The 25,266-nt window shown below is 60.2% G+C and carries 21 protein-coding genes; 6 read left to right on the top strand and 15 right to left on the bottom strand.

Annotation, left to right across the window (positions count from 1 at the left end):
- Positions 1 to 52 precede the first annotated feature (52 nt).
- Positions 53 to 313: a hypothetical protein gene (locus AB4P90_RS16440; RefSeq protein ID WP_014718744.1), complete on the bottom strand. Its 261-nt coding sequence runs from the start codon at positions 311 to 313 to the stop codon at positions 53 to 55.
- A gap of 344 nt (positions 314 to 657) precedes the next feature.
- Here AB4P90_RS16440 and AB4P90_RS16435 point away from each other — a divergent pair, with 344 nt between their 5' ends.
- On the top strand, positions 658 to 1,980 hold the full coding sequence (locus tag AB4P90_RS16435) for a sigma-54 dependent transcriptional regulator (RefSeq protein ID WP_014718743.1): 1,323 nt from the start codon (positions 658 to 660) through the stop codon (positions 1,978 to 1,980).
- Between the two features lie 1,031 nt (positions 1,981 to 3,011).
- On the opposite strand, the gene AB4P90_RS16430 is transcribed toward AB4P90_RS16435, so the two are convergent.
- From AB4P90_RS16430 to AB4P90_RS16400, 7 genes are all read right to left on the bottom strand, one after another.
- Positions 3,012 to 4,319 (bottom strand): hypothetical protein, encoded by a 1,308-nt coding sequence (locus AB4P90_RS16430; RefSeq protein ID WP_032901659.1) that lies wholly within the window; start codon positions 4,317 to 4,319, stop codon positions 3,012 to 3,014.
- Between the two features lie 49 nt (positions 4,320 to 4,368).
- A complete protein-coding gene (locus AB4P90_RS16425) occupies positions 4,369 to 5,112 on the bottom strand; it encodes a hypothetical protein (RefSeq protein ID WP_014718741.1) in 744 nt (247 codons plus the stop codon).
- A 37-nt stretch (positions 5,113 to 5,149) separates the two neighbouring features.
- Positions 5,150 to 5,830, bottom strand: a complete 681-nt coding sequence (locus AB4P90_RS16420; RefSeq protein ID WP_020301091.1) for a C39 family peptidase — start codon at positions 5,828 to 5,830, stop codon at positions 5,150 to 5,152.
- 61 nt (positions 5,831 to 5,891) lie between these two features.
- The gene (locus AB4P90_RS16415; RefSeq protein WP_003190893.1) at positions 5,892 to 6,626 is read right to left on the bottom strand and encodes a hypothetical protein; all 735 of its coding nucleotides are present in this window, start codon (positions 6,624 to 6,626) and stop codon (positions 5,892 to 5,894) included.
- 68 nt (positions 6,627 to 6,694) lie between these two features.
- Positions 6,695 to 7,246 (bottom strand): hypothetical protein, encoded by a 552-nt coding sequence (locus tag AB4P90_RS16410; protein WP_020301092.1) that lies wholly within the window; start codon positions 7,244 to 7,246, stop codon positions 6,695 to 6,697.
- Positions 7,246 to 7,704: a hypothetical protein gene (locus tag AB4P90_RS16405; protein ID WP_019817803.1), complete on the bottom strand. Its 459-nt coding sequence runs from the start codon at positions 7,702 to 7,704 to the stop codon at positions 7,246 to 7,248. Before AB4P90_RS16405 ends, AB4P90_RS16410 begins: the two co-directional genes overlap by 1 nt.
- A 314-nt stretch (positions 7,705 to 8,018) precedes the next feature.
- Positions 8,019 to 9,017 (bottom strand): FecR family protein, encoded by a 999-nt coding sequence (locus AB4P90_RS16400; RefSeq protein ID WP_014718737.1) that lies wholly within the window; start codon positions 9,015 to 9,017, stop codon positions 8,019 to 8,021.
- Between the two features lie 148 nt (positions 9,018 to 9,165).
- On the opposite strand from AB4P90_RS16400, the gene AB4P90_RS16395 reads away from it, so the two are divergent.
- Positions 9,166 to 9,435 carry a PepSY domain-containing protein gene (locus tag AB4P90_RS16395; RefSeq protein ID WP_014718736.1) on the top strand — a complete coding sequence of 90 codons (270 nt, stop codon included), beginning with the start codon at positions 9,166 to 9,168 and terminating at the stop codon, positions 9,433 to 9,435.
- 19 nt (positions 9,436 to 9,454) lie between these two features.
- Here the strand turns inward: AB4P90_RS16395 and AB4P90_RS16390 are convergent, their stop codons facing one another.
- On the bottom strand, positions 9,455 to 14,596 hold the full coding sequence (locus tag AB4P90_RS16390; protein ID WP_395605148.1) for a dermonecrotic toxin domain-containing protein: 5,142 nt from the start codon (positions 14,594 to 14,596) through the stop codon (positions 9,455 to 9,457).
- Positions 14,597 to 14,766: 170 nt separating this feature from the next.
- Here AB4P90_RS16390 and AB4P90_RS16385 point away from each other — a divergent pair, with 170 nt between their 5' ends.
- Positions 14,767 to 15,804 (top strand): Ldh family oxidoreductase, encoded by a 1,038-nt coding sequence (locus tag AB4P90_RS16385; RefSeq protein ID WP_020301093.1) that lies wholly within the window; start codon positions 14,767 to 14,769, stop codon positions 15,802 to 15,804.
- Positions 15,805 to 15,837: 33 nt separating this feature from the next.
- Here the strand turns inward: AB4P90_RS16385 and AB4P90_RS16380 are convergent, their stop codons facing one another.
- Entirely contained in the window at positions 15,838 to 16,158 is a 321-nt protein-coding gene (locus AB4P90_RS16380) for a YqjD family protein (RefSeq protein WP_019817806.1), read from the bottom strand.
- A 164-nt stretch (positions 16,159 to 16,322) separates the two neighbouring features.
- On the opposite strand from AB4P90_RS16380, the gene AB4P90_RS16375 reads away from it, so the two are divergent.
- Positions 16,323 to 16,577, top strand: coding sequence for a hypothetical protein (locus AB4P90_RS16375; protein WP_003190904.1), 255 nt, complete (start codon positions 16,323 to 16,325; stop codon positions 16,575 to 16,577).
- On the opposite strand, the gene AB4P90_RS16370 is transcribed toward AB4P90_RS16375, so the two are convergent.
- Positions 16,549 to 17,469 carry a LysR family transcriptional regulator gene (locus tag AB4P90_RS16370; protein ID WP_395605147.1) on the bottom strand — a complete coding sequence of 307 codons (921 nt, stop codon included), beginning with the start codon at positions 17,467 to 17,469 and terminating at the stop codon, positions 16,549 to 16,551. The two genes, AB4P90_RS16375 and AB4P90_RS16370, sit on opposite strands and share 29 nt — an antisense overlap.
- Before the next feature lie 91 nt (positions 17,470 to 17,560).
- Here AB4P90_RS16370 and AB4P90_RS16365 point away from each other — a divergent pair, with 91 nt between their 5' ends.
- Positions 17,561 to 18,487, top strand: coding sequence for a carbon-nitrogen hydrolase family protein (locus AB4P90_RS16365; protein ID WP_019817808.1), 927 nt, complete (start codon positions 17,561 to 17,563; stop codon positions 18,485 to 18,487).
- Between the two features lie 56 nt (positions 18,488 to 18,543).
- Here the strand turns inward: AB4P90_RS16365 and AB4P90_RS16360 are convergent, their stop codons facing one another.
- Positions 18,544 to 19,005 (bottom strand): LEA type 2 family protein, encoded by a 462-nt coding sequence (locus AB4P90_RS16360; RefSeq protein WP_014718730.1) that lies wholly within the window; start codon positions 19,003 to 19,005, stop codon positions 18,544 to 18,546.
- Positions 19,006 to 19,017: 12 nt separating this feature from the next.
- Entirely contained in the window at positions 19,018 to 20,448 is a 1,431-nt protein-coding gene (locus AB4P90_RS16355) for a nucleobase:cation symporter-2 family protein (protein ID WP_003190912.1), read from the bottom strand.
- Positions 20,449 to 20,681: 233 nt separating this feature from the next.
- Here AB4P90_RS16355 and AB4P90_RS16350 point away from each other — a divergent pair, with 233 nt between their 5' ends.
- A complete protein-coding gene (locus tag AB4P90_RS16350; RefSeq protein ID WP_014718728.1) occupies positions 20,682 to 22,307 on the top strand; it encodes a methyl-accepting chemotaxis protein in 1,626 nt (541 codons plus the stop codon).
- 651 nt (positions 22,308 to 22,958) lie between these two features.
- Here the strand turns inward: AB4P90_RS16350 and AB4P90_RS16345 are convergent.
- Together AB4P90_RS16345 and AB4P90_RS16340 are read right to left on the bottom strand one after the other, a co-directional pair.
- A complete protein-coding gene (locus tag AB4P90_RS16345) occupies positions 22,959 to 23,936 on the bottom strand; it encodes a bifunctional glyoxylate/hydroxypyruvate reductase B (RefSeq protein WP_020301100.1) in 978 nt (325 codons plus the stop codon).
- Positions 23,933 to 25,225, bottom strand: coding sequence for an MFS transporter (locus AB4P90_RS16340; protein ID WP_014718725.1), 1,293 nt, complete (start codon positions 25,223 to 25,225; stop codon positions 23,933 to 23,935). Before AB4P90_RS16340 ends, AB4P90_RS16345 begins: the two co-directional genes overlap by 4 nt.
- Between the last annotated feature and the right edge of the window lie 41 nt (positions 25,226 to 25,266).

The following is a 25,266-nucleotide window of genomic DNA, read 5'->3' as shown; positions in this document are numbered from 1 at the left end:
GTGCGCAACTTCCAGCCGATGTTTGGCGTTGGCTGGAAGTTGCCGCATTGCATTACTTCGGCATTGCCCAGGACTGCAACTGGTGGCCATCTTTATCGAGCTCGGCGCGGGCCTGTAACAACAGGTTTTCAAGTTGAGCCGGGTCGGTATACGCAGTGCAGGACAGCTGTTTGCTGCCGATGCGGGTGTTGGTACGGTCGATGACGCTCAGGCTGAGGGCGCCGACGCCATCGTGCCAGGCCACGCACTGAAAGGGCTGGAAAGCACGGTCTGCAATCAAAAGAGCTTCGTTGATGCGCAGCGGAGCGTTCATTTGGGTCTTCTCTCTGTATGCCCATTCAAGTGAGTACCGGCGGTTGGGCTGACCGTGCGGTGGGTTACTTGTACTGATGCACGATGGTGGCGTGCGGGTCACATGCTAGGGCAAGAAAATTTAACTTTTCCTGATTGACGTCATGTAAGCGGCTGTTTTGAAAGCGCCATAAGCGTTTCACTGACGAGCAACTTTCAGCGTGCTACGAAACAAGCATGGCTTTTTGCCCGCACTTATAGCGAAAGGGTACAAGGAAAGCGTCAAGATCTTGCTAGGGTTACCAACGGTCGCCACAAACTGTTGTTTCTAAATAACTTTAACAATCTTGGCGCCAAGGAATAGTCATGATTGCGACACCCGCCCAACGCCGCTTATTGGTGGTCGACCCCTGTGACGATTGCCACGGGTTATTACCCGGTTTACGCACCGCCGGCTGGGAAGTAGACAGCTGTGCCTTGGAGGCGGTGGGGGAGCGCTCCTGCGATGTGGGCCTGCTGCGCTTGCAGCGGGATCACCTGGAGCGCCCCGAAGCGGTCAAGGAGTTGATTGGTCGCAGCGGCACCGAGTGGATCGCCGTGCTCAGCCAGGATGTACTGCGTTTGCAGAACGTAGGCGATTTTGTCTGCGAATGGTTTTTCGACTTCCATACCTTACCCTTCGATGTGTCCCGGGTACAGGTGACCCTGGGTCGCGCGTTCGGCATGGCGCGCCTGCGTGGCAAGGGCTACGCGCCGGTGGATGAGCCCCATGAATTGCTGGGCGAGAGCCGCCCCATTCGTGAGCTGCGCAAATTGTTGTCCAAGTTGGCGCCGACTGAATCCCCGGTGTTGATCCGCGGTGACAGTGGCACGGGCAAAGAGTTGGTGGCCAAGACCCTGCACCGCCAATCCCAGCGGCATGCCAAGCCGTTTGTCGCGATCAATTGTGGCGCTATTCCTGAACACCTGATCCAGTCCGAGCTGTTCGGTCACGAAAAAGGCGCGTTTACCGGCGCCCATCAGCGCAAGATCGGGCGTATTGAAGCGGCCAACGGCGGCACCCTGTTCCTCGATGAAATCGGCGATCTGCCGATGGAGCTGCAAGCCAACTTGTTGCGCTTTCTTCAGGAAAAACACATCGAACGCGTTGGCGGCAGCCAGCCGATCCCGGTGGATGTACGGGTGTTGGCCGCCACTCACGTCAACCTTGAGGCTGCGGTAGAGAAGGGCGCCTTTCGCGAAGACTTGTATTACCGCCTGAATGTGCTGCAAGTGGTCACCGCGCCGTTGCGCGAACGCCATGGTGACGTGGCGATGCTGGCCAACCACTTTTCACGTTTTTACAGCCAGGAAACCGGACGGCGCCCGCGCAGTTTCAGCGAAGAGGCCTTGGTGGCGATGGGGCAACACCCGTGGCCGGGCAATGTGCGTGAACTGGCCAACCGCGTGCGGCGTGGCCTGGTACTGGCCGAAGGGCGGCAGATCGAAGCGGCTGACCTGGGGCTGCAAGGCCAGCAAGCCATGTCGGCGCCGATGGCGACATTGGAAGACTACAAACACCGTGCCGAACGTCAGGCGTTGTGCGATGTGCTCAACCGGCACAGCGACAACCTCAGTGTCGCGGCCCGTGTACTGGGGATTTCCCGGCCGACGTTCTACCGGTTGCTGCATAAACACCAGATCCGCTAGGGCGGGTAAACCCAAAGTGGGAGCTGGCTTGCCTGCGATAGCGGTGGTTCAGTTAAAGATTCAGTGACTGACACACCGCTTTCGCGGGCAAGCCCGCTCCCACAGGGGATTTGTGTCAGGCGCTGATTCTGTGGGCAATACAGGGCCAATGTGGGAGCTGGCTTGCCTGCGATAGCGGTGGTTCAGTTAGAGATTCAGTGACTGACACTCCGCCTTCGCGGGCAAGCCCGCTCCCACAGGGGATTTGTGTCAGGCGCTGATTTTGTGGGCAATGCATGGCCAATGTGGGAACTGGCTTGCCTGCGAAAGCGGTAGTGCAGTCACAGATGCAGCAACTGACACACCGCCATCGCGGGCAAGCCCGCTCCCACAGGGGATTTGTGGCAGGCGCTGATTTTGTGGGCAATGCATGGCCAATGTGGGAGCTGGCTTGCCTGCGATAGCGGTGGTTCAGTTAGAGATTCAGCAACTGACACTCCGCCTTCGCGGGCAAGCCCGCTCCCACAGGGGATTTGTGGCAGGCGCTGATTCTGTGGGCAATACAGGGCCAATGTGGGAGCTGGCTTGCCTGCGAAAGCGGTAGTGCAGTCACAGATGCAGCAACTGACACACCGCCATCGCGGGCAAGCCCGCTCTCACAGGGGATTTATGTCAGGCGCTGATTCTGTGGGCAATACAGGGCCAATGTGGGAGCTGGCTTGCCTGCGAAAGCGGTAGTGCAGTCACAGATGCAGCAACTGACACACCGCCATCGCGGGCAAGCCCGCTCCACAGGGGATTTGCTTCAGGCGCTGATTCTGTGGGCAATACAGGGCCAATGTGGGAGCTGGCTTGCCTGCGAAAGCGGTAGTGCAGTCACAGATGCAGTGACTGACACTCCGCCTTCGCGGGCAAGCCCGCTCCCACAGGGGATTTGTGTCAGGCGCTGATTCTGTGGGCAATACAGGGCCCATGTGGGAGCTGGCTTGCCTGCGAAAGCGGGAGTGCAGTCACAGATGCAGTAACTGACACACCGCCCGCAGGCAAACCAATCAGAAGTAATACGGGAATTTCAGGCTGAACGTAAAGTCCGGCGCATCATCGGTCATCCCAATCGCCAGGTTCGGCACGATGGTCAGGTTATCCGAGGCGGCAATCGTCATGCCCACGTTGAAATAGCCGGCGTTGGCATCGCTGGACACCACTGATTGCCAGTCGCCGCCATCGGGCTTGAGCTTGCTCTTGCGCTGCACCAGGTCGGAAACCGAGAACGACATGCTCATCTTCTCGTTCAAGGCAAAGGCGACGCCGACCCCGAATTGGAAGCTGTCGCCCAGGCGTACCTTGCCTCCTACCTTCTGATTGACTTCGCTGCTGATGTCATCGAAAGAATCTTCAAAGTTGTGGGTGTACGACAACGAACCGAACAGCACGGCCGGGTCGAAGGTCTTGACCAGGGAGATGCCCGGCGTGACCGACCAGACCCCGTTACCCGTGGGCAGGCTTTCGGGCACGTAGAGGTTATCGTTGTTAGGTTGCTTGACCAGTTTGATGCCGAAGGGCTCTTTGCCCGTCGGGGCCTTGACGCGCACCGACACCACCGCATCGGGCAAGGTCGGGGTTTCGTCGAGGAACTTGTAGGCCACGCCAAAGTTGACATCGCCGATGGTCGGGTCACGGGTCACGGAACCTTCGGAGGTGGCCGTGGCGTCGTTGCCGGCGCCGCCCGACTGGTAGGTGGACTCGCGGTACACCACCGGTACGTTCAGGTCGAACTGCCAGCGGTTGTCGACGTTGTAGCGCCCGGTGAGGTCCAGGGTCCAGCTGTCGGACTTGATCCGGTCCAGGTTGATGTTGCCCAGGAAAATCGAGTCCAGCGCCAGGAAACCATTGAGCGTCAACTGGCGCGCGTCATAACGGGCATAGGTGATGCCGGTTTCCACGCTGAACTTGCCATTGCCGAAAAAGCCGCTGGCCTCGTTGTACAGGTTGCTCACACTTTGCGCAGGGGCCGAGTCCTCCTTGAGGGCCTGGCCGTAGGAGCTGCCACCCCCGCCAGCGCCACCGGATGCCGCGGCTGCGCCCGTACCGCTAGCCGCGACAGTGTTAGCGCCGTTCTTGAAGTCGGCCGGTGATTTGGCCAGGCGCCTGGGGGCGGGCGTTGCCGGTTGGTCCTCGACCTGGCGCACACGTTGCTCCAGCACGGCCAAGGCTTTTTGCTGCACGTCGTAGCGTTGCTTGAGTTCCAGCAGTTCCTTCTTCAGGGTTTCGATGTCAGCGTCTGGCGCGGCATACAGCACGGATGCGGGCAAGAGCGTACTCAAACAAACCACCGCACGTAGCGATAACGATCGATGCATGAAATAAGCCGTCCTTTTCTAATGCGTAAGTGTCGAGGGTCAGCGTAGTTCAATAACCGAGCGTGCGTAGGCCTTTGAGTTGATCCAGGTTGCAGTTCAACGCGGCGTTGTTCAGCCCGTTATTGTTCATCACCACGTTGATCTGGGTGATGTTTCTGACAAGGTTGCTATCGCCGGTCAATACCGTGCCCTGCAGCACGTTCCCCGCGCCGATCTGCTGCAGGCTGTTGCCCTGGTTGTGATTGGCCTGGATGGCCATCTGCACGCCGCCACTGTTGGCCGATACGCTGACACGGCCCGCGGCGCTGTCCCCGGTCACTGTGCCGCCCGCCACCAGCACCTGGCCGGACTGCAGGTTATTGGCGGGGGTGACCCCATTTTCGACGTTGATGCCCACATTGTTGTAGGCGGCGTTGCCATCGCCGGCGGTGCGTACACTTTGAGTCACGCCCTGGCCGCTGCCGAGGCCGGCACCACCGACCACATTGCCGGTGCCCGTGTTGGGGCGCGTGCCGGTACCGGTCGAGCCGGTGGTTTGCACGTAGAACTGTGGGGTAATGGTGGTCTTGTCGATCTGCATGTTGGCCGTGCCGGTGATGTTGCTACCTTCGGCATTGGTCCAGGTGCTGCTCATGACAATGCCAAAGCTGATGATGCGTCCCGGCATCACATAACGGCCGCGCAGCTCGGCCATTTCGGCGTCCTTGAGTTCGATGGGCTTGAACCCCGAGGACGCATAAGCAGGCATTGAGGCGGCCAGACACAAGACCGTCAGCCAACGGGAAGTGTTCATCTGCTGCTCCTGGGGCGTCCTGCCCCTTATTGCGCTTCTAGAAGAAGTCGCTCTGGATAAAACCGAAATCCATCAGCTCGGCATCGCCCACAGGCCTGAACTCATTCATCTGGCTCTTGGCGGTCAGCGGCAGGGGCGGGTCGAGCAAGACGTTGGCCTTGTCGTAACCCTCACCCAGTACGGCGAAGACAATGCCATTCCAGCCTTTGACGAAATCGTCACGGGAATAGCGCTTGTGGCCCAATACGGGGTCGCCGATGTACACCCAGTCCTTGTCGGCCCGTTGCAACACCACGAAGTGCTTGTAGCCGCGAATTTCCAGCAGCACCACCACGGGGATTTTCACGGTCAGCAGGGTCTCAGGCGCGATCTTGTAGCCCCGGGCACGCATGCCGATGCTCTCGAGGTAGCGCTTCATGTCCAGCATGGAAAAGCCCTGGGTTCGCACCAGGTCCTGGTCGGCGGTGACCAGCATGCCTTTGATGATGTGTGCTTCGTCGACGTCCAGCCAATAGGCCTGGCGCAGGATGGTGGCGAGTGCTGCGGCACCGCAGCTGAAGTCGGTTTTCTGTTCCACCAGGTTGGCGAACCGGCGCTCGCGAATGCTCTCGACCTTCTTGAAAATCACCGCACCGCCGGGCATGGCGGAAATCGCCATGGTGCCTGCCCAGGTCGTGCCGGTGAGTAACATCAGGAGGGTGAGGGTCGCGATACGCATGATCGAATGACCTGTTGGACACTGGAATAAAAAAGGGCCTTGTCGCCAAGGCCCCGTTGGATCAGAAGCGCACGCCGCTGGCGCAGACGCTGCAACCTTGGCCGATCGACAGGCTGTTGCTGCCTTGGTTGCCCGCACCCGATTGCAGGTTGACACCTACGTTGCCGGAGTTGCGGTTAACCGAGTTGTCGAGGCTTGCGTTGTTGGACACGTATTGAGGCTTGCCATAACCATGGCTGCTGGCGGCCGTGTTCAGGTAGCTGTTGTTGAGCGAGTTCTGCTCGGTGTTGGACGCTGCTGCGATGTTCTTGCCGTCAGCGGTGGTGATGGCCAGGTTGTTTTTACCCTGGTTCCCCTGGCCGGCCTGGCCGTTGTAACCCACGTTGCCGGAGTTGCCGGTGATGGAACCGTCCAGGGAGGCGTTGTTTTGCGTGCCTTTGTTGACGAAGTTGTTATGCGAGCTGCCTTGGTCGACATCGATCACGGCAAACACGGTGGCGAAGTCGCCTTTGGCACTGGAAATGGCGCCGGCGTTGTCAGCCTGGTTGCCGGAACCTGATTGTGCGTTGACCCCGACATTACCGCTGTTGCTATTTACCGAGTTGTCGGCTGATGCGTTGTTCTCGGTGTTGGTGTCGTCGAATTTGTTGTGTTCGCTTTTCTGTACGTCAGTGACCACAGCGGCCACAGTACCGGTGGGTTGTGGGGTTGGATGCCAGCCACCCGCTTGAGCAGCAGCAGCCATGAGTGCGGCGAGAGCGAAAACCATTGGTTTCAGAGCCATTTGAGGTTTCATGGTGTTTCTCCTTGCTTCTAATTAGTTGGTTAAGTGTTGGTACGGTCTAACGAACGTCTACCAAGCGGTTACTTGATAGTGATGCCCAGGGTGTTAGCCACTCGGTTCCCCACCCCGGCACTCTGGTTCACCTGTGTCACTCCTCGGCTGCCGGTGAAGGCCTGGTCGCTGGTCACGACCTGGCGGCTGCCAGTGGTGGGGGTGAGCCCTGAGTCGGTTGCCAGCGTCGTCGTGTTCTGTTGCAACAGGACGCTGTCATCGATGCTCTGCGGGCCAGGGTTGAGGCTGATCCGCACAGCGTTGATGGATTGGTTATTAGCCCCGGCAGACTGGTTGATGCCCAGTACGCCGTTGCCACTGCTGAATGAGTTGCCCTGGATCGCGGCCTTGGCGTTCAGGGACGGGTCGACCTTGCCGTCGACACGCTGGATGTCGACGTTGGTGGCCTGGCCACCGAGCGCGATGGCGCGGCTGTTGGACATTTGTTGCCCCGTGCCGGCGGCCTGGTTGATCGACAGCACGCCGTCGTATTGCTGGCCGCTGTGGTTGATCACGGCGGTGTTGTCGGCCATGGCCGAGGCGCTGCCCAGCAGGGCAAGCACCAACAGGGCGCGCTTCATCACTTGCCCCCCATCATGCTGCCGAGGTTGTTGAGCGGCGCCATGCCACGCTGGATCGAGTCGCTGATCTGCCCGCCCATGCTGCTGCCGCTGCCCGCACCATGGCCTGCCGCTGCGCCAGCGCCGAGTGTCGACATGCTGTTTTGGGTGGCGCCCAGGCCTGACAGGCTGCCGTTGGGCTGCAGGGAGCGGGCGAGGCTGGAGCCACTGCTGATGCCGCCGATATCCCTGTCGCTGAGTTCGCCGGTCAAAGCGTTGTTGATCTCTTTGCTGGGGTTGGCATTGGCGGTGTTGGGGTAGGGGTCGGGCAGCGAGGTGCGCCCGTACATGTGGCCCTGCACCGTACGCCCGGTCACGATCACACCGTCACCCGCCTGGCTCGTCAGGCTGACACCTGCACTGAGCACGCAACTGATCAGCAGTACGTTTATCGACGAGGCGTGTGTGAGTGTGTTCACGGCGGCAGTCCTTATTCTTAACGCTGACCCTAAACAGCGTTGTCAGGGAAAGAGCAGAAGGCGTGCCGCTTTTTATTAGATGTGGTTATTCAAGGGGTTGGGAGAAAGTCGAGGCAAAGTGATGGCAACCCTGTTTCAGGGTTGAAACAGTCTCAAAGGCGTGAGATAGGCCCATGCTCATCTCACGCTGTCTCAGCCATGTAACACTGCCTGTGACAGAACCATGAATCCGCATACGGCGGGCGATGCAGGTGAGGGAGGTGTTTCAAAAATGGACACCTGCGGCCCAAACGTCCCGCTTCGTGCGAGCGGGCTCAGCCCTTGGGGGCTTTACGGGGAATGGAGTTGAGCACGGGGTTGCCGTCCTGGTTTTGGGTCAGGTACACCGGCAACACCTTGGGCAGGGAGGGCACGAGGTTGTTGACCTCATTGATGTTGTAGATACCGCCGACGCGAATCGCGCCGGTACTGGCGTCTGCGAGCATCACCGGCTTTTTCAGGTAGCGGTTGATCAGGGGCAAGGCGTCCGTGAGGGTCAGGTTGTCGAGCACCAGCTTGCCCTGGCGCCATGCCAGCGCGGTGTCATCGGGATTGATAGCGGCGACCTGCGGGGTCGCGTCACCCTGATGGAAACTGGCTTGCATGCCTGGGCTAAGCGGCACACTGGCATGCTCGCCGTCGCTGGAGATCTGCACCGAGCCCTCCAGTAACATCACCCGCACCTGATTTTCATATTCCCAGACATTGAATTGCGTGCCGGTCACTCGCACCTGGCCTTCGCCGGCCCGCACGATAAACGGGTGGTGGCTGTCGTGCGTGACGTTGAAGAACGCTTCGCCCTTTTTCAGGGTGACACGGCGCTGGTCCTTGTAATGGCTGTAGACCAACTCGGTGCCCAGGTTCAACTCCACTTGGCTGCCATCGCCCAGGGTGACTTTTTTCAAGCCATTGGCTGCTTCGAACCGTTCATAGGAGCTGGGCAACCAGCCCGCTTCCCAGCCGGTGAAGGCGGCAAGCGGCAATGCCGCCAGGCACACCGCTGCGGCCACCGCGTAGGTGCGCAAGCGGCTGGCTGGCTTCTTGATTGGGACCACCACCGCCTCAGGCTTGTCGCGGGGCAGGTGGTCGGCCACGTCCCAGATCTCGAGCATGGCTGCATATTCGAAGGCGTGCAGCGGATGGGCATCGTGCCACTGGGTAAAAGCCTGACGTTCGCCCGCCGTGCAATCTGCAGCATGCAGGCGCATGCACCAATGCGCGGCGGCGTCGGTGATGGCGTCATATTCGGTTTCTGAAAGGGGCTTTTCGCTCATTAACTCATCCTGATTTCCCACATTCTAACCTCCCAAGGTGGACGGCGAGAACCGCATCATGGCGATTGCACATCAATTGGAACTTATTCTTGTTTGTGTGCGCCTAAAAATTCAGGAATTAACCTGTCGTCCACTATGGAGTACGAAAATGTTGAAGAAAACCTTGATCGCCCTGTGTGCTACTTCCGCGCTGTTGAGCGCTGGCGCCGCCATGGCCGACAAGCCGGGTGCAGGCTGGATCACCATTGAGAAAGCCATCGAGGTGGCGAAAACCAAGGCCGGCTACATTGAGGTCTACGCCGCTGAAGCGGATGACAATGGCTATTGGGAAGTCAAAGGTCGCAAGTCCGATGGCATCGTGTATGAGGCGCGCATCGATGGCGCTTCCGGTAACGTGCTGCGTGACCAGAAAGACTGATGCACTCGCCGGGGGCCGTTCAGGCGCCCGGCTCCACCTGGCGGCCAAGATGGGTGATCAGGTACGTCACCGAGTCGGCGTTGGCCAGAATGGTGTCAATCCGTTTATCAGGGACTGACATGAAAATGATCCTCGCGTCCTGCAAGGTCTTGGCACCGGTGGCCTTGAAAATTTTCTTTTCAATTGCAGAACCTGGTTTGAAGTCTTCCCACAGTTCGGTGAGGGTGTCTTGAGTCTTGAACAGCATCGTTGCAGGCGTCATCGTCGATAACGCGGTGCTGCGCAGATCCTCCAGGGTGGTTTTAAGCACTTCGGCGCCGGGCCTTTCGATATTGATCAAGTCTGGGAAGGGTCGCATGCTGTCCAGGTAGGCAATGTCCACGGTGTCGAGCTTCAAGTGCGATAATTCGTGAATCAGCGTGCTGGCCCTGGCGTGCGTCGATATGTTGAACGCCACATTCTCCAGCAGACGGTTCTGGTAGACGTCCAGATTAGGGTCGAAGAATCGGCTCAGAAGATACAGCTTGCGTTCTGTGTCAGCGGGAATCATGAATGCATAATCCGACGCCGGGTCCTGTCGGCTGGTGCCCGCGACAAAACGCATGGAGTTCGGACCGGTCAAGCTGGGGTCGGTGAGTTCATCGATGATCTCGTCGATTATTTTTGTGACTCTCAAGACCTGGTCCGGGGTCAGTGTGACGACACCAAACATTTCCCCTAAAAATCGCCCAACCCGGCTGTCAGGGTCGCGTTGTACAGCAAATTGCGCAACGTTGCGGCGGCAGTTCAGCGCGTAATAAGTCGCAAAGTTCAACGCTTCGGTGATGGCCTGGGCTTTCCAATAGGTCAACGCGCCAATATCGCGGATACCGACCGCTTCAATGTTGATGTCCCGTACCTCATTGCGCCACGTCTTGAGGTACGACTGGGCCCTGCCGAAGCGCGGCTCCTGGCCGTCCAGCTTCAGTACCCATATGCCCTGCGCATTACGGCCGATGTACGGCCCCACCTGCTCGTCGTTGGCGAGGCGCCAATGTTGTGCGGCTTTCTTGACGCTATACACCTTGCCGGCCAGCGGCACGTAGTATTTCGCGTTTTTCTGGTCTTCATACACCTGGCTGAGCGTGCTCTTTTTCAGGTCTTGCAACGCCACGTCCTGTGCCTCGAACGGTTGCAGCCGGGTGCGCGAAGGGCAGGTGACATGCCAGGTGGCGAGGGTGGTGGCTGCGGGCAGTGACTCATCTGTCAGCTCGGCCAGCGAGCGCTCCTTTTCAGTGGGTGGGGCAAGGGCGGTGCCGTCCAGCGCACTGCGCAGGGCGGCCATTTGCGCCACGCCCCTGACGAAATCCTTGAATGCAGCCTGCCACTGGTGTAGCTGCAAGGCTTCGGCCGAGCGCTTGAACAAGGTGTAGCTACGCCATACCACCAGCGGGTAGGCGAGTTTGCCGGCCATGAACTGCACCGCCGTCGGGATTTGCGTGCCGAACAAGCGGGTCGCATGATCCCACAAGGTCTTGGTGCCTTCTTCGAATTGGCTGCCCAGTACCTTGAGCAACATCAATGTGTTCTCGCTGAACAGGTAATGCAGCACATTGCCCGTCACTGCCGAAGCGGCCAGGCGGATATCGGACGGGCTATGCTGGTTGTTTTTCAGCAAATGGCGGTAAGTGGCCTGGTGCGGATCTTCCAGGTGCATAAGCACCCAGTCCTGCAGGATGCCGGGCCTTTGTATCTCATCCAGCAAGGCCGTTTCATCCGCGTATTCCTTGAACACATGCTGTTCGCTGTACGGCGCGTAGAGCACCCATGGACCCTCGCCAGGAAACTGCGGGCCGATCAGGTACACACCCAGCACCTTGGCGGTACTGGCGCCTTCGGTGGCGATCAGTTCCAGCGGTCGAATCATCGCCGTGGTCCCGCTGAGTGAAGCTCGGGCCACGGTGTCCGGCATATCGAAAATCTGCTGGACCAGGCTCAAGGCTCGGGTGGAAAGCCGCTCCTGCAACCGTTGCTCGTCGGCGTGTTGCAGCGCTTGCCACGGCAACTGACGGCAAAACAGACGCCTGCGTTGGCGTGCATCATCGGTTTGCGCCTCAAGGTGGCTTCGCACCTGTTGCTGATAAGCGCTTTTGAGATCCAGCTGTCGCACCATTTGTATTACGGCACTTGCGTCCAGGGCTTGCGGTAATGGCTTTGCCGTGCGTGAACGTGGGCGGATGTGTTGAACCGTCAGATTTGGCCAGTGCCGCAACGCAAAGTCGGTCAGGTTGTCGACATTCACATCGAGCACTGCATCGGTGGGGATCAGGATGTGATCGGGGTTGAGCGCCTGGCCGGGAAAGCGCGCCTCAAGCAGCGTCATCAGCGTGGTGAAGGCATAAGCACGCAGGGGTTGGATGTCATGCAGGTAGTCATGTTCCTCGTCGGCGTTGTTGCAGTACTGCTCCAGAAGTTCAGCCTGGTGGATTTGGTCCTGGGCCGGCGCCATACCCAGCCACACCGGCAGTGCCTGCTGGTTGACCATGGCATCGGCCAGTGTGATTGCCCTGCCAAGGTTGGTGGGCGGAGGCTGTTCGATGACGGCGTCCAACCGATCCTGCAAGGCACGGGCGCGCAGGCCCATGGATTGCAGGTGATCCACGCCTTCCATGACCGCGTCGTTGTAGCTGTCTACTCGGTCATTCAACAGGTCCTGATCAATACGTTGCAGCGGGCCCTGGCGAAATGCCTGATGGGGCTCGCGCAAGCTGAACGGCAGATTTTCCAGCAGGCTCAAGCTGTTGATCGGGTGCGCCAGGCGCTGGGTGATTTCATCGCGCAGGGCGTTGATCGAGGCAAAGACTTCGTAGCCCAGGCGCGGGGTCCAGAGCAGCGCCTGGCCCGAGCGCTGCGGGTCGATACCGCCGCGCTCAGTAATCACGAACGTATTGGCCAGCGGTTGTGGCGTATCGACGGCGTTCAAGTCCAACGTCAACCCATAGGCATCCGGCAAAAATCCGTTAAGGCCATGGCGTGTCAAGCGCGACAGACTGTCGGGCTGAAGTAGCGTGTCGAGAATGGCCTGGCTTGTGGGCGCCAGGGTTTTATCCAGCGACCTCAGCTCGGCTTCGCTGCGTAACCCCACCAGCATCGAGTGGGCGTGTTTGGCGTGAGTCTTGACCAGAAACTCATGGGGTTGCTGGCGCATGGCGTGCTTGGAAAACAGCAGCAGGACGCGCTCGATGACGGTGTTGAACGTCTTGAGCGTCATGCTTGGCAATTGCACGAAGACATTGCCTTCGCCCCGCGTATAGAACTTCGTCCTGGACGAGAAGGGCACCGCAGGCGCCTCTTGGGCCAGACGTTCAATGAAGTGCTCAAGCATGCTCAATGACTGCACTGGCGCACGCTCTTCACGCTCCTGGGCACGCGTGGCGTAGGTATTGATAAACACCTCTTCGGCTTTGACTGACTGTTGCTGCAGTTGCAGTTCAGCGTTGAGCGTGTCAGCGACGATGCTACGTAAGGTCGGGTGGTGCGCGCGCTCCATCGCCAGCGCACGCTCAATCGCCCGCAGGTTCTGAAGCTGCAGCCGGGCGCGCTCGGCCTTGACGGTCGTAGGGCGGCCATTACCACGGGTGACCGGATGCAACGTCCAGCGCCCGTTGGTCTCTAGTGTGGCCAGTTGATTGTCCAGCAAGGCACGTACGTCCAGGGCACTGTCGAGCAGGGCTGTGAGGTCCACTTGGCCATCGCTGCGCCGGTAGATTTCCAGGGCGTGGTTAAGGTTGTCCGTTTGCTTGCGCGCAATGTCTTGTACCAAGGTCACGAACACATTGCCGGGTATCGGCCTTGCCGCGATGGTGATCGGGTCCAGGCCGAGCAGCGTGTCGCGCTCATCCAATGAGAGGAAGTTGAGCCATTCGTCCTCGTAGCCTTCGGCCTTGAGCATGCTCAGTAACCGGTCTTTGAGGTCGTCGAGGTTTTCCAGCACCTGTAACCCGCGCGATTGGGTGTAGAGGTACGCGTGGTGCTCGGTGATCATCAAGGTGCTCGCTGGTTCAACGTAATGTTGATGAGGGGCATAAAGGCGCACCTTTTCCACGCTGAGGTTTTCGGCATGGGCGCTGCGGGCGCTTTGGTCGCTGAGGAACAGGGCCTGAAGTGCGTGGCTTTCCTCGGCGGTAATAATCTCGCCCTGGCGCTTGAGCAACACATCGAGGCGAAACTTCTGCGCCACGCCTTGAGCAAAAAAATCCACGCGCGAGGTGCCGCTGTCGATATCTTCATTCCAGTAGGTCTGCAACAGGCTTTCCAACAGCTTCGAGAAAGTACTGGAGCTTTGTTCGATCAAGGCCTCCCAACGCCGGTGATCTTCTTCCCGTTCGGAGGCAGTGAAACCAGTGGTGTCATGTTTTGGGTTCGAGTATTCGCGTGTCTGCCCTTTGGGCCACCTGTGGCGCACATAAAATTGCAGCAGCGCTTCGCTCAAGGTCTGCGAGTTGACCCAACGTGGCGTTGCTTGCTCAGCTTCGCGGGTTAAGACATTGACCCGTGTGTCCCGTTGATCCAGGTGTTTGAAATGGGGGCGGGCCATGACGCTCAGCAGCGTGTCGAGCATGTCAGGCAAGGTCGGGGTTTTTTGCAGGTGGTCGAGCATGGCCTTGACGTTATCCAGCTGGCAGGCCTGGAGCATGCGGGCTTGCTCCGGCATGACTTCACCCTCGATGAGCTGAGTGGTCAACACCATGGGCGTGTCAGCGCCCAGCGCATTGCGTTGGTCCATCGACAGGTAGCTCAGCAAAGGGGCGCTCTGCAGTGGGTCTTCCAATTGCTCGATCAATTCGCTCAGCAGGGCAGCGTGGCTGTCATAGACCTGTATGCCGTTATCCGGGGTGTAGAGCAATGCCTTGGCGGCGTCGGGTGTCGGGCTGATCGCGAACGCGCCGGCAAGGGGAATGGGGGGCTTGCCGGAAATGTTGATCAGGACCTTTTCAACACGCATGGGGTGATCATGCCGGCTTGTGTCCTGCCGAGACTCGTCGGTAGCCAGGTAAAGGTTGTACAGCCAATCAAGGTCTTTGGCGGTGAGCCCCAGCGTACGTTCACGAACGGTGGGCGAGGCTTTGCCTTGGGGTTTGAGAAACTCAGGGAAGAAATACGGGGGCGTTAAGCGAACCACAGCCTGTCTCCGGCGTGCCAGGAAAAGCACAGGGTAGGCAGGCGTCCGTGGTGCAAGGCGGTAAATATTCAGCGCTGCGCACGTTGACAACGCAGAGCGTGCGTGGTGTTTAATCGAGGGTCTGGATGTCCCATTCGTTGCCCCTTCCAATCATAAAAACGGAGCTTCAAATGTCTGCGCAGTCCCCGACAGTTGCCACCGCTTGTGCCTCGATCCGCTTCGCTGAACTGGAGGAGTTACTTCATCAGGTGTTCGTTCGGCACGGCACATCGGCGCAGGTTGCTGCGATTCTTGCGCACAACTGCGCAAGTGCCGAGCGTGACGGTGCCCACAGTCACGGTATTTTTCGCATCCCCGGTTACCTTTCGACGCTGGCCAGTGGATGGGTCAACGGCACCGCCGTCCCCAGCGTGACCGATGTGGCCTCAGGCTTTGTGCGCGTCGATGCGGGCAATGGTTTTGCGCAGCCGGCCCTGGCGGCGGCGCGCCCGTTGCTGGTGGAGAAGGCACGCAGCGCCGGCATCGCGTTGCTGGCAATCCATAACTCCCATCACTTTGCTGCCCTGTGGCCGGACGTCGAGCCGTTTGCCGAGGAGGGGCTGGTGGCACTCAGCGTGGTCAACAGCATGACCTGCGTGGTGCCCCACGGCGCGGATCGTCCGTTGTTCGGCACCAACCCCATCGCGTTTGCGGCGCCCCGGGCCGACGGTGCGCCGATTGTGTTTGACCTGGCCACCAGCGCCATCGCCCATGGCGACGTGCAAATCGCCGCGCGCAAAGGCGAGCGGTTGCCACCGGGCATGGGCGTCGATAGCCTCGGGCAGCCGACCCAGGACCCTAAAGCCATTCTGGAAGGCGGCGCACTGTTGCCATTTGGCGGGCACAAGGGTTCGGCACTGTCGATGATGGTGGAGTTGCTGGCGGCAGCGTTGACGGGCGGCAACTTCTCTTTTGAATTCGATTGGACGGACCACCCAGGCGCGCGCACGCCGTGGACAGGCCAGCTTCTGATCGTGATCGACCCGAGTAAAACCGCTGGGCAAAGCTTCGCCCAACGCAGCCAGGAGCTGGTGCGGCAGATGCATGCGGCGGGGTTGCGTCGATTGCCGGGGGACCGACGCCATCGTACGCGGGCGAAGTCGCAGGAAACCGGGATCGAACTGGACGCGCAGGCGTTGCGCGAGTTGAGGGCGTTGGCGGCGGGGTGAAACAGGCTGCGCGGGGGGCGCAGCCTGAATGGATCAGTTACGGCGACCCAGCAACAGGCCGACCACCAGGCCAAAGCCTGCGGAAATGGCCACGGTCTGCCATGGGTGCCCGCCGATGTAAGTCTCGGTGGCATCCACGACCGGCTTGCTGCGTTCACGCACATTGGACACCGATTCCAGGGCTTGCTTGAGTTTGATGGCAACCTGCTCGCGCAGGGTTTCACCTTCCTCGCCCACCAGGGATGCGCTGCTTTTGAGCAGTTTGTCCGACTCTTCGATCAACGCGCTCAGTTCGCTGAACGCTTGGTCCTTGATTTGATCTTCGACAGCTTGGGCGGCGGTTTTGCGGGCCATTGAGTGACTCCTTGCAGGTGGATGTGGCAGTGAACAATGGAGTATCGGGGGGAGGCAAAAGTTGCAGTTTTTTTCCCCATGCGCTCATCCGAGGCAAAATCCGGATCGGGAACTTTGGGCCTACAGTGTAAGATGTCACCTATTTGTGCAGCAGGTAATTCAACATGAGCTTCAATCTCGCCAACAAGACCCTCGCCGAACGCGCCGAGCTGGAAGATGAAAAGTCGCGCCTCTACGACCTGTGGCAAACCAACCTGGGCAAGGCCAAGGGCGAAGCCGCGCGCTTGTTCGGTGAGCGCGCCAAGCGCAAGGGCAAGTGGGCCGAATGGGTGCGTGCCGAACTCGACGGCATGTCGCCGCCGGAGTTTTCCAACATGGTGCGCAGTGAAGTCAACAAGCTGATGGCGGCGGCGAAGTAAAGCACGCCACAATCGCTTCGCGTACCTTGAGCAACAGCGGGTCCAACTGAGCCTGGGTGCGCCAGCCCAACTCCACCGGGTAATGCGGTAGCGCCAGCGGGCAGGGCAGCACGCGCAGGCCGGTCATTTGCGCAATGGCGTGGGCTGCATGCCCGGGAATGGTTGCCACGGCGGTGCTGCCTTGGAGCAGATACGGCAGCGCGGCAAAGTGGCTGGTGGACGCGCACACGTGGCGGCGCAGCCCTTGGGCGGCCAAACCTTCATCGGTAATGCCGATAAACCCGCCTGACGACACCAATACATGTTCCCGTGTGACAAACCCCTGCAGGTCGATAGCCTCCTGGCCCGGCGCCAGGCTATGGGGGTCTACCAGGCAACGATAGTCACCTTCCCCCAGCACCTGTCGGCTCAGCCTGCGCTCGGTAAAACCGCCGGCGGTAATGGCCAGGTCCAGCGTGCGGTCGAGCAGGGCGGCGGCGACGATCTGGCTGTAGGTCTGGCGAAAGATCACCCGTAGTTTGGGCAGGCGCAGTGCGATGGCCTCCATCAGGCTTCGGCCATAAGCAATCTCGAAGTCATCCGACAGCCCCAGCACCACCGAGCGGCCCTCGTAGTGCGAGTTTTGCGGGCTGATCATCGCCAGGCTCTGGCGGCAGCGATCCAATGCCTCACTGATCACCGGTTTCAACTGATTGGCTCGCAATGTGGGCGCCAGGCCGCGTCCGGTGCGCACGAACAAAGGGTCGCCGTACAGCTCACGCAAGCGCCGTAGGCCCGCGCTGATCGCCGACTGCGTCACACCCAGTCGCAGCGCCGCACGGCTGGCACTGGACTCGTCGTGCAGGGCTTCGAAGGTTTTGAGCAGGTTGAGGTCAACCTGGGCGATATTCATTTGGCTCATATCATTTAGCACTGAGGTGGGCTTTATTCATGATCGAGTCTGGCCAGAGAATGGGCAACCCCTATCTATCGGAGTAAGCCTGATGCCCGTATCGACTGTCGCAGCCCTGCAAATCGGCGCCTTGCCTGGCGGCAAGGCTGACACCCTGGCGCAGATCCTGGCCTATGAGGATCAAATCCAGCGCAGTGGCGCGCACTTGGTGGTCATGCCCGAGGCGTTGCTGGGCGGCTATCCCAAGGGCGAAAGCTTTGGCACGCAATTGGGTTATCGCCTGCCCGAGGGCCGGGAAGCCTTTGCACGGTATTTTGCCAATGCCATTGACGTGCCGGGGCCAGAAACCGAGGCGCTGGCCGGGATGTCGGCGCGTACCGGTGCCAGCCTGGTGCTGGGCGTGATTGAACGCAGTGGCAGTACGCTGTATTGCAGCGTGTTGTATTTCGAACCCTCGGGCGGCCTGGTGGCCAAGCATCGCAAGCTGATGCCGACCGGCACCGAGCGGCTGATCTGGGGCAAGGGCGACGGCTCGACCCTGCCGGTGATTGACACCGCGGTTGGGCGTATCGGCGGCGCGGTGTGCTGGGAAAACATGATGCCGTTGCTGCGCACCGCGATGTACGCCAAGGGCGTCCAGGTGTGGTGTGCACCCACCGTGGACGAGCGCGACATGTGGCAGGTGAGCATGCGCCATATTGCCCATGAAGGGCGTTGCTTTGTGGTCAGCGCCTGCCAGGTGCAGGCATCGCCTGAAGCCTTGGGTGTGGAGGTTGCCAACTGGCCGGTGGACCGTCCGTTGATTGCCGGCGGCAGCGTGATCGTTGGACCCATGGGCGATATTCTGGCGGGGCCGTTGGTGGGCGAAGCGGGTTTGTTGACGGCGCAGATCGATACTGATCAGTTGGTGCGGGCCCGCTACGACTACGACGTAGTGGGGCATTACGCCAGGCCGGATATTTTTGAATTGGTGGTCGACGAGCGCGCCAAGCCAGGCGTTCGCTATATCACTGACTGAACGCAATCAACCTGTGGGAGCAGGCAAGTCAGCTCCCACATGTGGTTTTCAGCCACTTACCAGGTGGCAGTGTTCGGTAAGTCCAGGGTGCCACGCTCCACAAAACGCATGGTGCCAAACAGGCCACCCGCCAATTTGCCGCGCAGCACGTAGGGCAGGTTGTTCAGGCTTTGGGTCTGGCTAAGGCCCAGGGTCTGGCGCAACACCGAAAACGCCGAAACGCTGACCGGCACCATCAGTACGGTTTCAGAAAAGCGTGGGATGCTCCCAGCCTGATCGCTGACGCCAGAAGCGAGTGGCCGGCCATTGACCTCCAGATCCAGCGCCACGCCGTTGTAGTCGATTGCCGCTTCATTGGGGTTTTGCACCCGCAGCTTCACCGCAAAGCGCACTTCCAGGTCCTGGCTTTGCAGCGGCTCGATGCCCACCACATTGATGTTCACCGGGTCGCGGTTGGGGAACAGTGCGCAGGCGCTCAAGGTCAGCAGCAACAGCGATACAACCATGAGCTTGCGCATAAAGAAATGCTCCTACTTTGGGGTAACGTCCGGGTCCTGCATGACCTTGAGGGTAGAGGACTCCGGCTCGAATTCATCTTCTTCCAGCTCTATGAACTCTTCGGGCAGGAAAATGTTCAGCAGGATTGCACAGAATGCGCCCACGGTGATCGGCGATTCGAAGATGTTGTGCAGCGCCTTGGGCAGCTCGCGCAGCACTTCCGGCACGGCGGCGACGCCCAGGCCCATGCCTAGGGAAATCGCCACGATCAGCACATTACGTCGATGCAGGCCCGCTTCAGCGAGGATCTTGATGCCGGCCACGGCCACGGTGCCGAACATGATCAGAGTCGCGCCACCCAATACGGGCTTGGGCATCAGTTGCAGTACCGCGCCGATCATCGGAAACAGCCCCAGCAGCACCAGCAGGCCAGCAATGAAGTACGCCACGTAGCGGCTGGCTACGCCGGTCAATTGGATCACGCCGTTGTTCTGGGCAAAGGTCACCATCGGCAGGCTGTTGAAGGTGGCGGCCATCGCCGAGTTGAGACCGTCGGCCAGCAGGCCGGACTTGATGCGCTTGATGTACAGCGGGCCCTTGACCGGTTGCTGGGAAATCATCGAGTTGGCGGTCAGGTCACCGGCGGCTTCCAGGGGCGAAATCAGGAAGATCACCGCCACCGGGATAAACGCCACCCAGTCGAACGAGAAACCATATTTGAACGGCACCGGCACGCTGATCAGCGGCACCTGGGGTAGGGCGGCCATGTCGACGCGGCCCAGCAGCCACGCTACTACAAAGCCCAGGGTCAAACCGATCACGATCGAACCCAGGCGCAGGAACGGGTTGTTGAAGCGGTTGAGCACCACGATGGTCAGCAGCACCAACGCCGCCAGGCCCATGTTGCCTGCGGCGCCGAGGTCGCTGGCACCATAGCCGCCGGCCATGTCGGTGACCGCCACCTTGATCAGCGACAAGCCCATCAAGGTAATGATGGTGCCGGTGACCACCGGGGTGATCAGTTTGCGCAGTTTGCCGATGAATTGGCTGAGCACCACTTCGATAAACGCCGCGAAAAAGCAGATGCCAAAGATCGTCGAGAGGATCTCATCGGTGCCGCCGCCCCGGGCCTTGACCATAAACCCGGCGCTCAAAATCACACTGATAAAAGAAAAACTGGTGCCTTGCAGGCACAACAGCCCCGAACCCACTGGCCCGAAGGTGCGCGCCTGCACAAAGGTGCCGAGCCCCGAGACAAACAGCGCCATGCTCACCAGGTACGGCACTTCGCTTTCCAGCCCGAGTACGCCGCCGACGATCAGGGTGGGCGTGATGATTCCGACAAAACTCGCCAACACATGCTGCAACGCGGCAAAAATCGCGGCGGTGAAGTGCGGGCGATCTTCGAGGCCGTACATGAGGTCGGATTTATAGCGCGGGCGGGGGGCTTGAGCGTCAGACAAAATGATGGCTCGGGTCAGAAAATGGAGGCGCAGGATGCCAGAAAGTGCCAGGCGCCTGAAGTGTAAAAAAATATTTATAAAAACCCTGCGCTAAAGCCGTGGCCCAGCCGATATCAAGCATAGGCCCACACTACAACGACAACAGTGGTGACCAAGGTCTGGGCAGCGCGTTGACGCTGACGGATCGTTTCGCGGCAAGGACGCTCGCAAACACTACTTCTGAGAGCAGCCCTATGTCCCTCCGTCACCTGAATATTGCCCCTCGCGCGTTTATCGGTTTTGCCTTCATTGCGGTTCTGGTGGTGCTGCTGGGCGTGTTTGCGGTCAACCGCATGACGCAAATGCGCCAATCCTCCCAGGACATGAGCGCCAACCAACTGCCCAGCATGACCCACCTGGGCACCATCACCGAAAACGTGCTGCGCATGCGCATTCTGTCGTTTCGTGTGCTGGTCAACCGCGAGCCTGCCGCCTTGCAGGAAGCCGAGACCCGCATCGGTGTGTTGGCTGACAAGGTCAAGACCGCCCAGGCCAAATACGCCACGCTGCCTGCCGGCCCGGAGGAGGCAGCGCTGTACAAGACCTTTGGCGTGACCCTGGACAATTACCTCAAGGCCCAGGCCGAGATGGTGGCATTGTCCAAACAGGGCAAGGTCGATGAGATGCGCGCCCTGATCAACAGCCGTATCAAGGACGGCACTGACCAGATGGGCGAGCAACTGAACAAGCTGATTGCCATCAATGCGGCCGACGCCAAGCAGGCCGACGAGGATGCCGGGCAAAGCTACGAAGGCGCGATCACCGGTGTGGTGGCAGTCTCCGTGGTGGCGGCATTGCTCACCGTGCTGCTGGCCTGGTTGCTGACCCGCAGTATCGTGACCCCGTTGCGCAAGGCTGTGGAAGTGGCTGAAACCATTGCCGCCGGCAACCTGAGCAAAACCATCGAGGACGATGGCAAGGACGAACCGGCACGGTTGCTCAGTGCGCTGTCGACCATGCAAGCCAGCCTGCGCCAGACCATCCAGCACATCGCCGGTTCGGCCACGCAGCTCGCTTCGGCGGCGGAAGAGTTGAGCGCGGTCACCGAGGAAGCCTCCCGTGGCCTGCAACAGCAGAACAATGAAATTGACCAGGCCGCCACGGCCGTCAATGAGATGACGGCGGCAGTGGAGGAGGTGGCGCGTAACGCGGTTTCCACCTCCGAGGCGTCCGGGCAGTCCAACCAGGCCGCGCGGGAAGGCCGTGATCGGGTAATGGAAACCGTCGGCGCGATCCAGACCATGACCCAGGACGTACAGAATACCTCCGCGATGATTGAAGGCCTGGCCGCTCAGGGCCGGGATATCGGCAAGGTGCTGGATGTGATCCGTGCGATTGCCGAGCAAACCAACCTGCTGGCGCTCAACGCGGCGATTGAAGCCGCCCGTGCCGGCGAGGCCGGACGTGGCTTTGCGGTGGTCGCCGATGAAGTGCGCGCCCTGGCCCATCGCACCGCGCAGTCGACCCAGGAAATCGAGAAAATGGTCGCCGGCATCCAGAACGGTACCGGTGAGGCGGTGCAGTCCATGCAACAGAGCAACCAGCGCAGCCAGACCACCCTGGAAATGGCACGCGCAGCCGGCGCCTCACTGGAGCAGATCACGGCGTCTATCAGCCTGATCAACGAACGCAACCTGGTGATTGCCAGCGCGTCGGAAGAACAGGCCCAGGTCTCCCGCGAGGTGGACCGCAACCTGGTCAACATCCGTGACTTGGCCACCCAGTCGGCGGCGGGCGCCAACCAGACCAGCGCGGCCAGCCATGAGCTGTCGAGGTTGGCGGTGGATTTGAATGGGATGGTGGCCAGGTTCGTCGTCTAACAGCCGCCACAAAACCCTGTGGGAGCTGGCTTGCCTGCGATAGCAATCTTACAGTCAGCACATCATGGGTTGGCTTACCGCTATCGCAGCATAGGGATCTACACAACTTGGGCCGGTGCTGACCTGTGGCGAGGGCGCTTGCTCCCGTGACGGACTGACAGCCGACGCTGATCTAACTGACGCGCCGCAATCCAAATGTGGGAGCTGGCTTGCCTGCGATGGCGGCCTTACAGCCGACCAGGATGTTGGATCTGACCGCGTACATATCCGTTCCTGCGGTAACGGCCACCTATGGTTCCGCTCATACAGCGGGTCACTTTTGGAAAGGCCCAAAAGTAACCAAAAGGCCTTCGCCCCACCACTCGGCACCTCGCCTAGGCTCGGTGTGCCCGAACGCAGGCTTGAAGTCGTGGGCCGCCGCCACGCGCCATCCATGGCGCGGGGCGGCTAACCCGGCGTCCTGCCGGGTTGCCCACGACTTCAAGCCTGCGTTCGGCCAGCATGGTTTGACGGGGCGCTTCAGATCAAAAGCCAGATCAAGATCAAGAGCGGCTCGCTTAGCATCGTGGTTACCGTCGATCGCTTCAGAGTTGTGTAGATACCTATGGCTATCGCAGGCAAGCCAGCTTCCACCTTTGCTCTTGTGTTGTGTCAGTGCCGCCATGCCCCTGGATTCACCAGGTTTACCGGCTTTTCGCCAGCCAGTGCCGCCAACAGATTCTCCACCGCACACTTGGCCATCGCCTCCCGCGTCTCATGGGTGGCCGAGCCGATATGCGGCGTAGCCACCACATTGTTCAACCGCAACAACGGCGACGCGTGATCCAGCGGCTCCTTCTCAAACACATCCAACCCCGCCGCGCGGATAGTGCGTTGCTGCAATGCTTGCACCAGTGCTGCCTCATCCACCACCTTGCCTCGGGAGATATTGATAAAGATCGTCTCTGGCCCCATCAGCGCAAACTCCTCGGCGCCAATCAACTTCTCGGTCTCAGCGGTCAACGGCAACGTCAGGCAGACAAAATCCGCTTCTTTGAGCAAGTCCTTGAGGCTTCGGTACTGCGCGCCAAAGCGCGCTTCAACCGCCGGCTTGGGCGAATGGCTGTGGTAGATCACCGGCATGCCGAAGCCAAAATGCCCGCGCTGGGCCAGGGCTTCGCCGATGCGGCCCATGCCGATGATGCCGAGGGTCTTGCCATGTACATCACTGCCAAAATGCGCCGGGCCGATGTTTTTGTTCCATTGCCCGGCGCGTACCATGTCGGCCAGTTCCACCACGCGCCGGGCGGTAGCCAGGATCAGCGCAAAGCCGGTGTCGGCGGTGGTTTCGGTGAGCACATCCGGGGTGTTGCTGAGCAGGATGCCGCGTTGGGTCAGGTAATCGATATCGTAGTTGTCGACGCCCACCGAGACGCTGGCTACTGCTTCCAGCTTGGGTGCCAGGTCGAGCAATCGGGCGTCCAGGCGCAGGCTTGCACCCAACAGGCCATGGGCAGTGGGCAGTGCATCGCGCAGTTTGGCCAGGCCGGTCTCATCCAGTGCATCAATCAGCGTGACCTCGGCCTGCTCATGCAGGCGGGCCATCAGCGGCGCGGACAGTTTCTTGTACAACACAACGGACTTTTTCATGAGGTCTTTACCTTCAACTCCAGGGTTGGCGCCGGCGAGCGGTCACTGGCGCCGGGCTTGAGGAAAATCGTCAGCACCACCGAAAGCAGCAGCGCGCCGCTCATCAGCAGGTACGAAGCGCCGGGCGAGCCGGTGCTGCTGTTGAGGTAACCCACCAGATACGAGCCACCGAACGAGCCCAAGGCGCCCATGCTGTTGATCAGTGCCATGGCGCCACCGGCGACGTTGGCCGGCAGGATTTCCGGGACGATGGCGAAAAACGGGCCGTAGGGTGCATACATGCAGGCCCCGGCGATCACCAGCAGGGTGTAGGACCACCAGAAGTGTTCGGCGCCCAGCACGTAGGACGCGTAGAAAGCAATCGACGCAATCAATAGCGGCGGCCAGACAAAACGCTTACGTTTCTGCAGCTTGTCCGAACCCCAGGACACCACGAGCATGCCAATCACCGCCGCCAGGTAGGGCAGGGCCGAGAGCCAGCCGGCTTCGACCATGTCCATCTGCAAACCGGCCTTGAGGATCGATGGCAGCCACAGTACGAAGCCATACACGCCAATGCTCCAGCAAAAAAACTGCAGGGCGAGAATGATCACCTTGGGCGAACGGAACGCCTCGGCGTAGTTCTTCACGGCCTTGATCCCCACCTGCTCGGCGGCGAGGGCGGTTTCCAGGCTGTGCTTTTCGGCATCGCTCAGCCACTTGGCATCCTTGGGACGCTCATCGGCCAGCTTCCACCAGATAAACGCCCACAACACCGCCGGCAGGCCCTCGATGATGAACATCCAGCGCCAACTGAAATGCTGCACCAGGTAGCCCGACACCACCGACATCCACAGCATGGTCACCGGGTTGCCAAGGATCAGGAAAGTGTTGGCCCGCGAGCGTTCGGCACGGGTGAACCAGTGGCACAGGTACACCAGCATGGCCGGCATCACGGCCGCCTCGACCACCCCGAGCATGAAGCGGATGACGATCAGCATGTAGGCGTTGGACACCACGCCGGTCAGCGTCGCCAAGCCGCCCCACAGAATCAGGCTGACGAAGATCAGTTTCTTGACGCTGCGCTTTTGCGCATAGATCGCCCCCGGCACCTGGAAGAAAAAGTAGCCGAGGAAAAACAGCGCGCCGAGCAGGGAGGACATGCCCGGCGTGATCATCAGGTCCTCGGCCATCCCGGAGGCGGCGGCGAAGCCGTAGTTGGCGCGGTCCAGATAGGCCAGGCTGTAGGTGATAAACACGATAGGCATGATGTACCACCAGCGACGGGTGGCGAGTTTCACGGTTTCCATGGGGTTGCTCCTGAGCTTGTTGTAGTTGTGGCAACAGGTAA

Source organism: Pseudomonas sp. B16120 (assembly GCF_044218845.1).
Classification (GTDB): domain Bacteria; phylum Pseudomonadota; class Gammaproteobacteria; order Pseudomonadales; family Pseudomonadaceae; genus Aquipseudomonas; species Aquipseudomonas paracarnis.
Note: the sequence above shows the minus strand (reverse complement) of the source record. Positions and strands in the feature narration are given on the sequence as shown.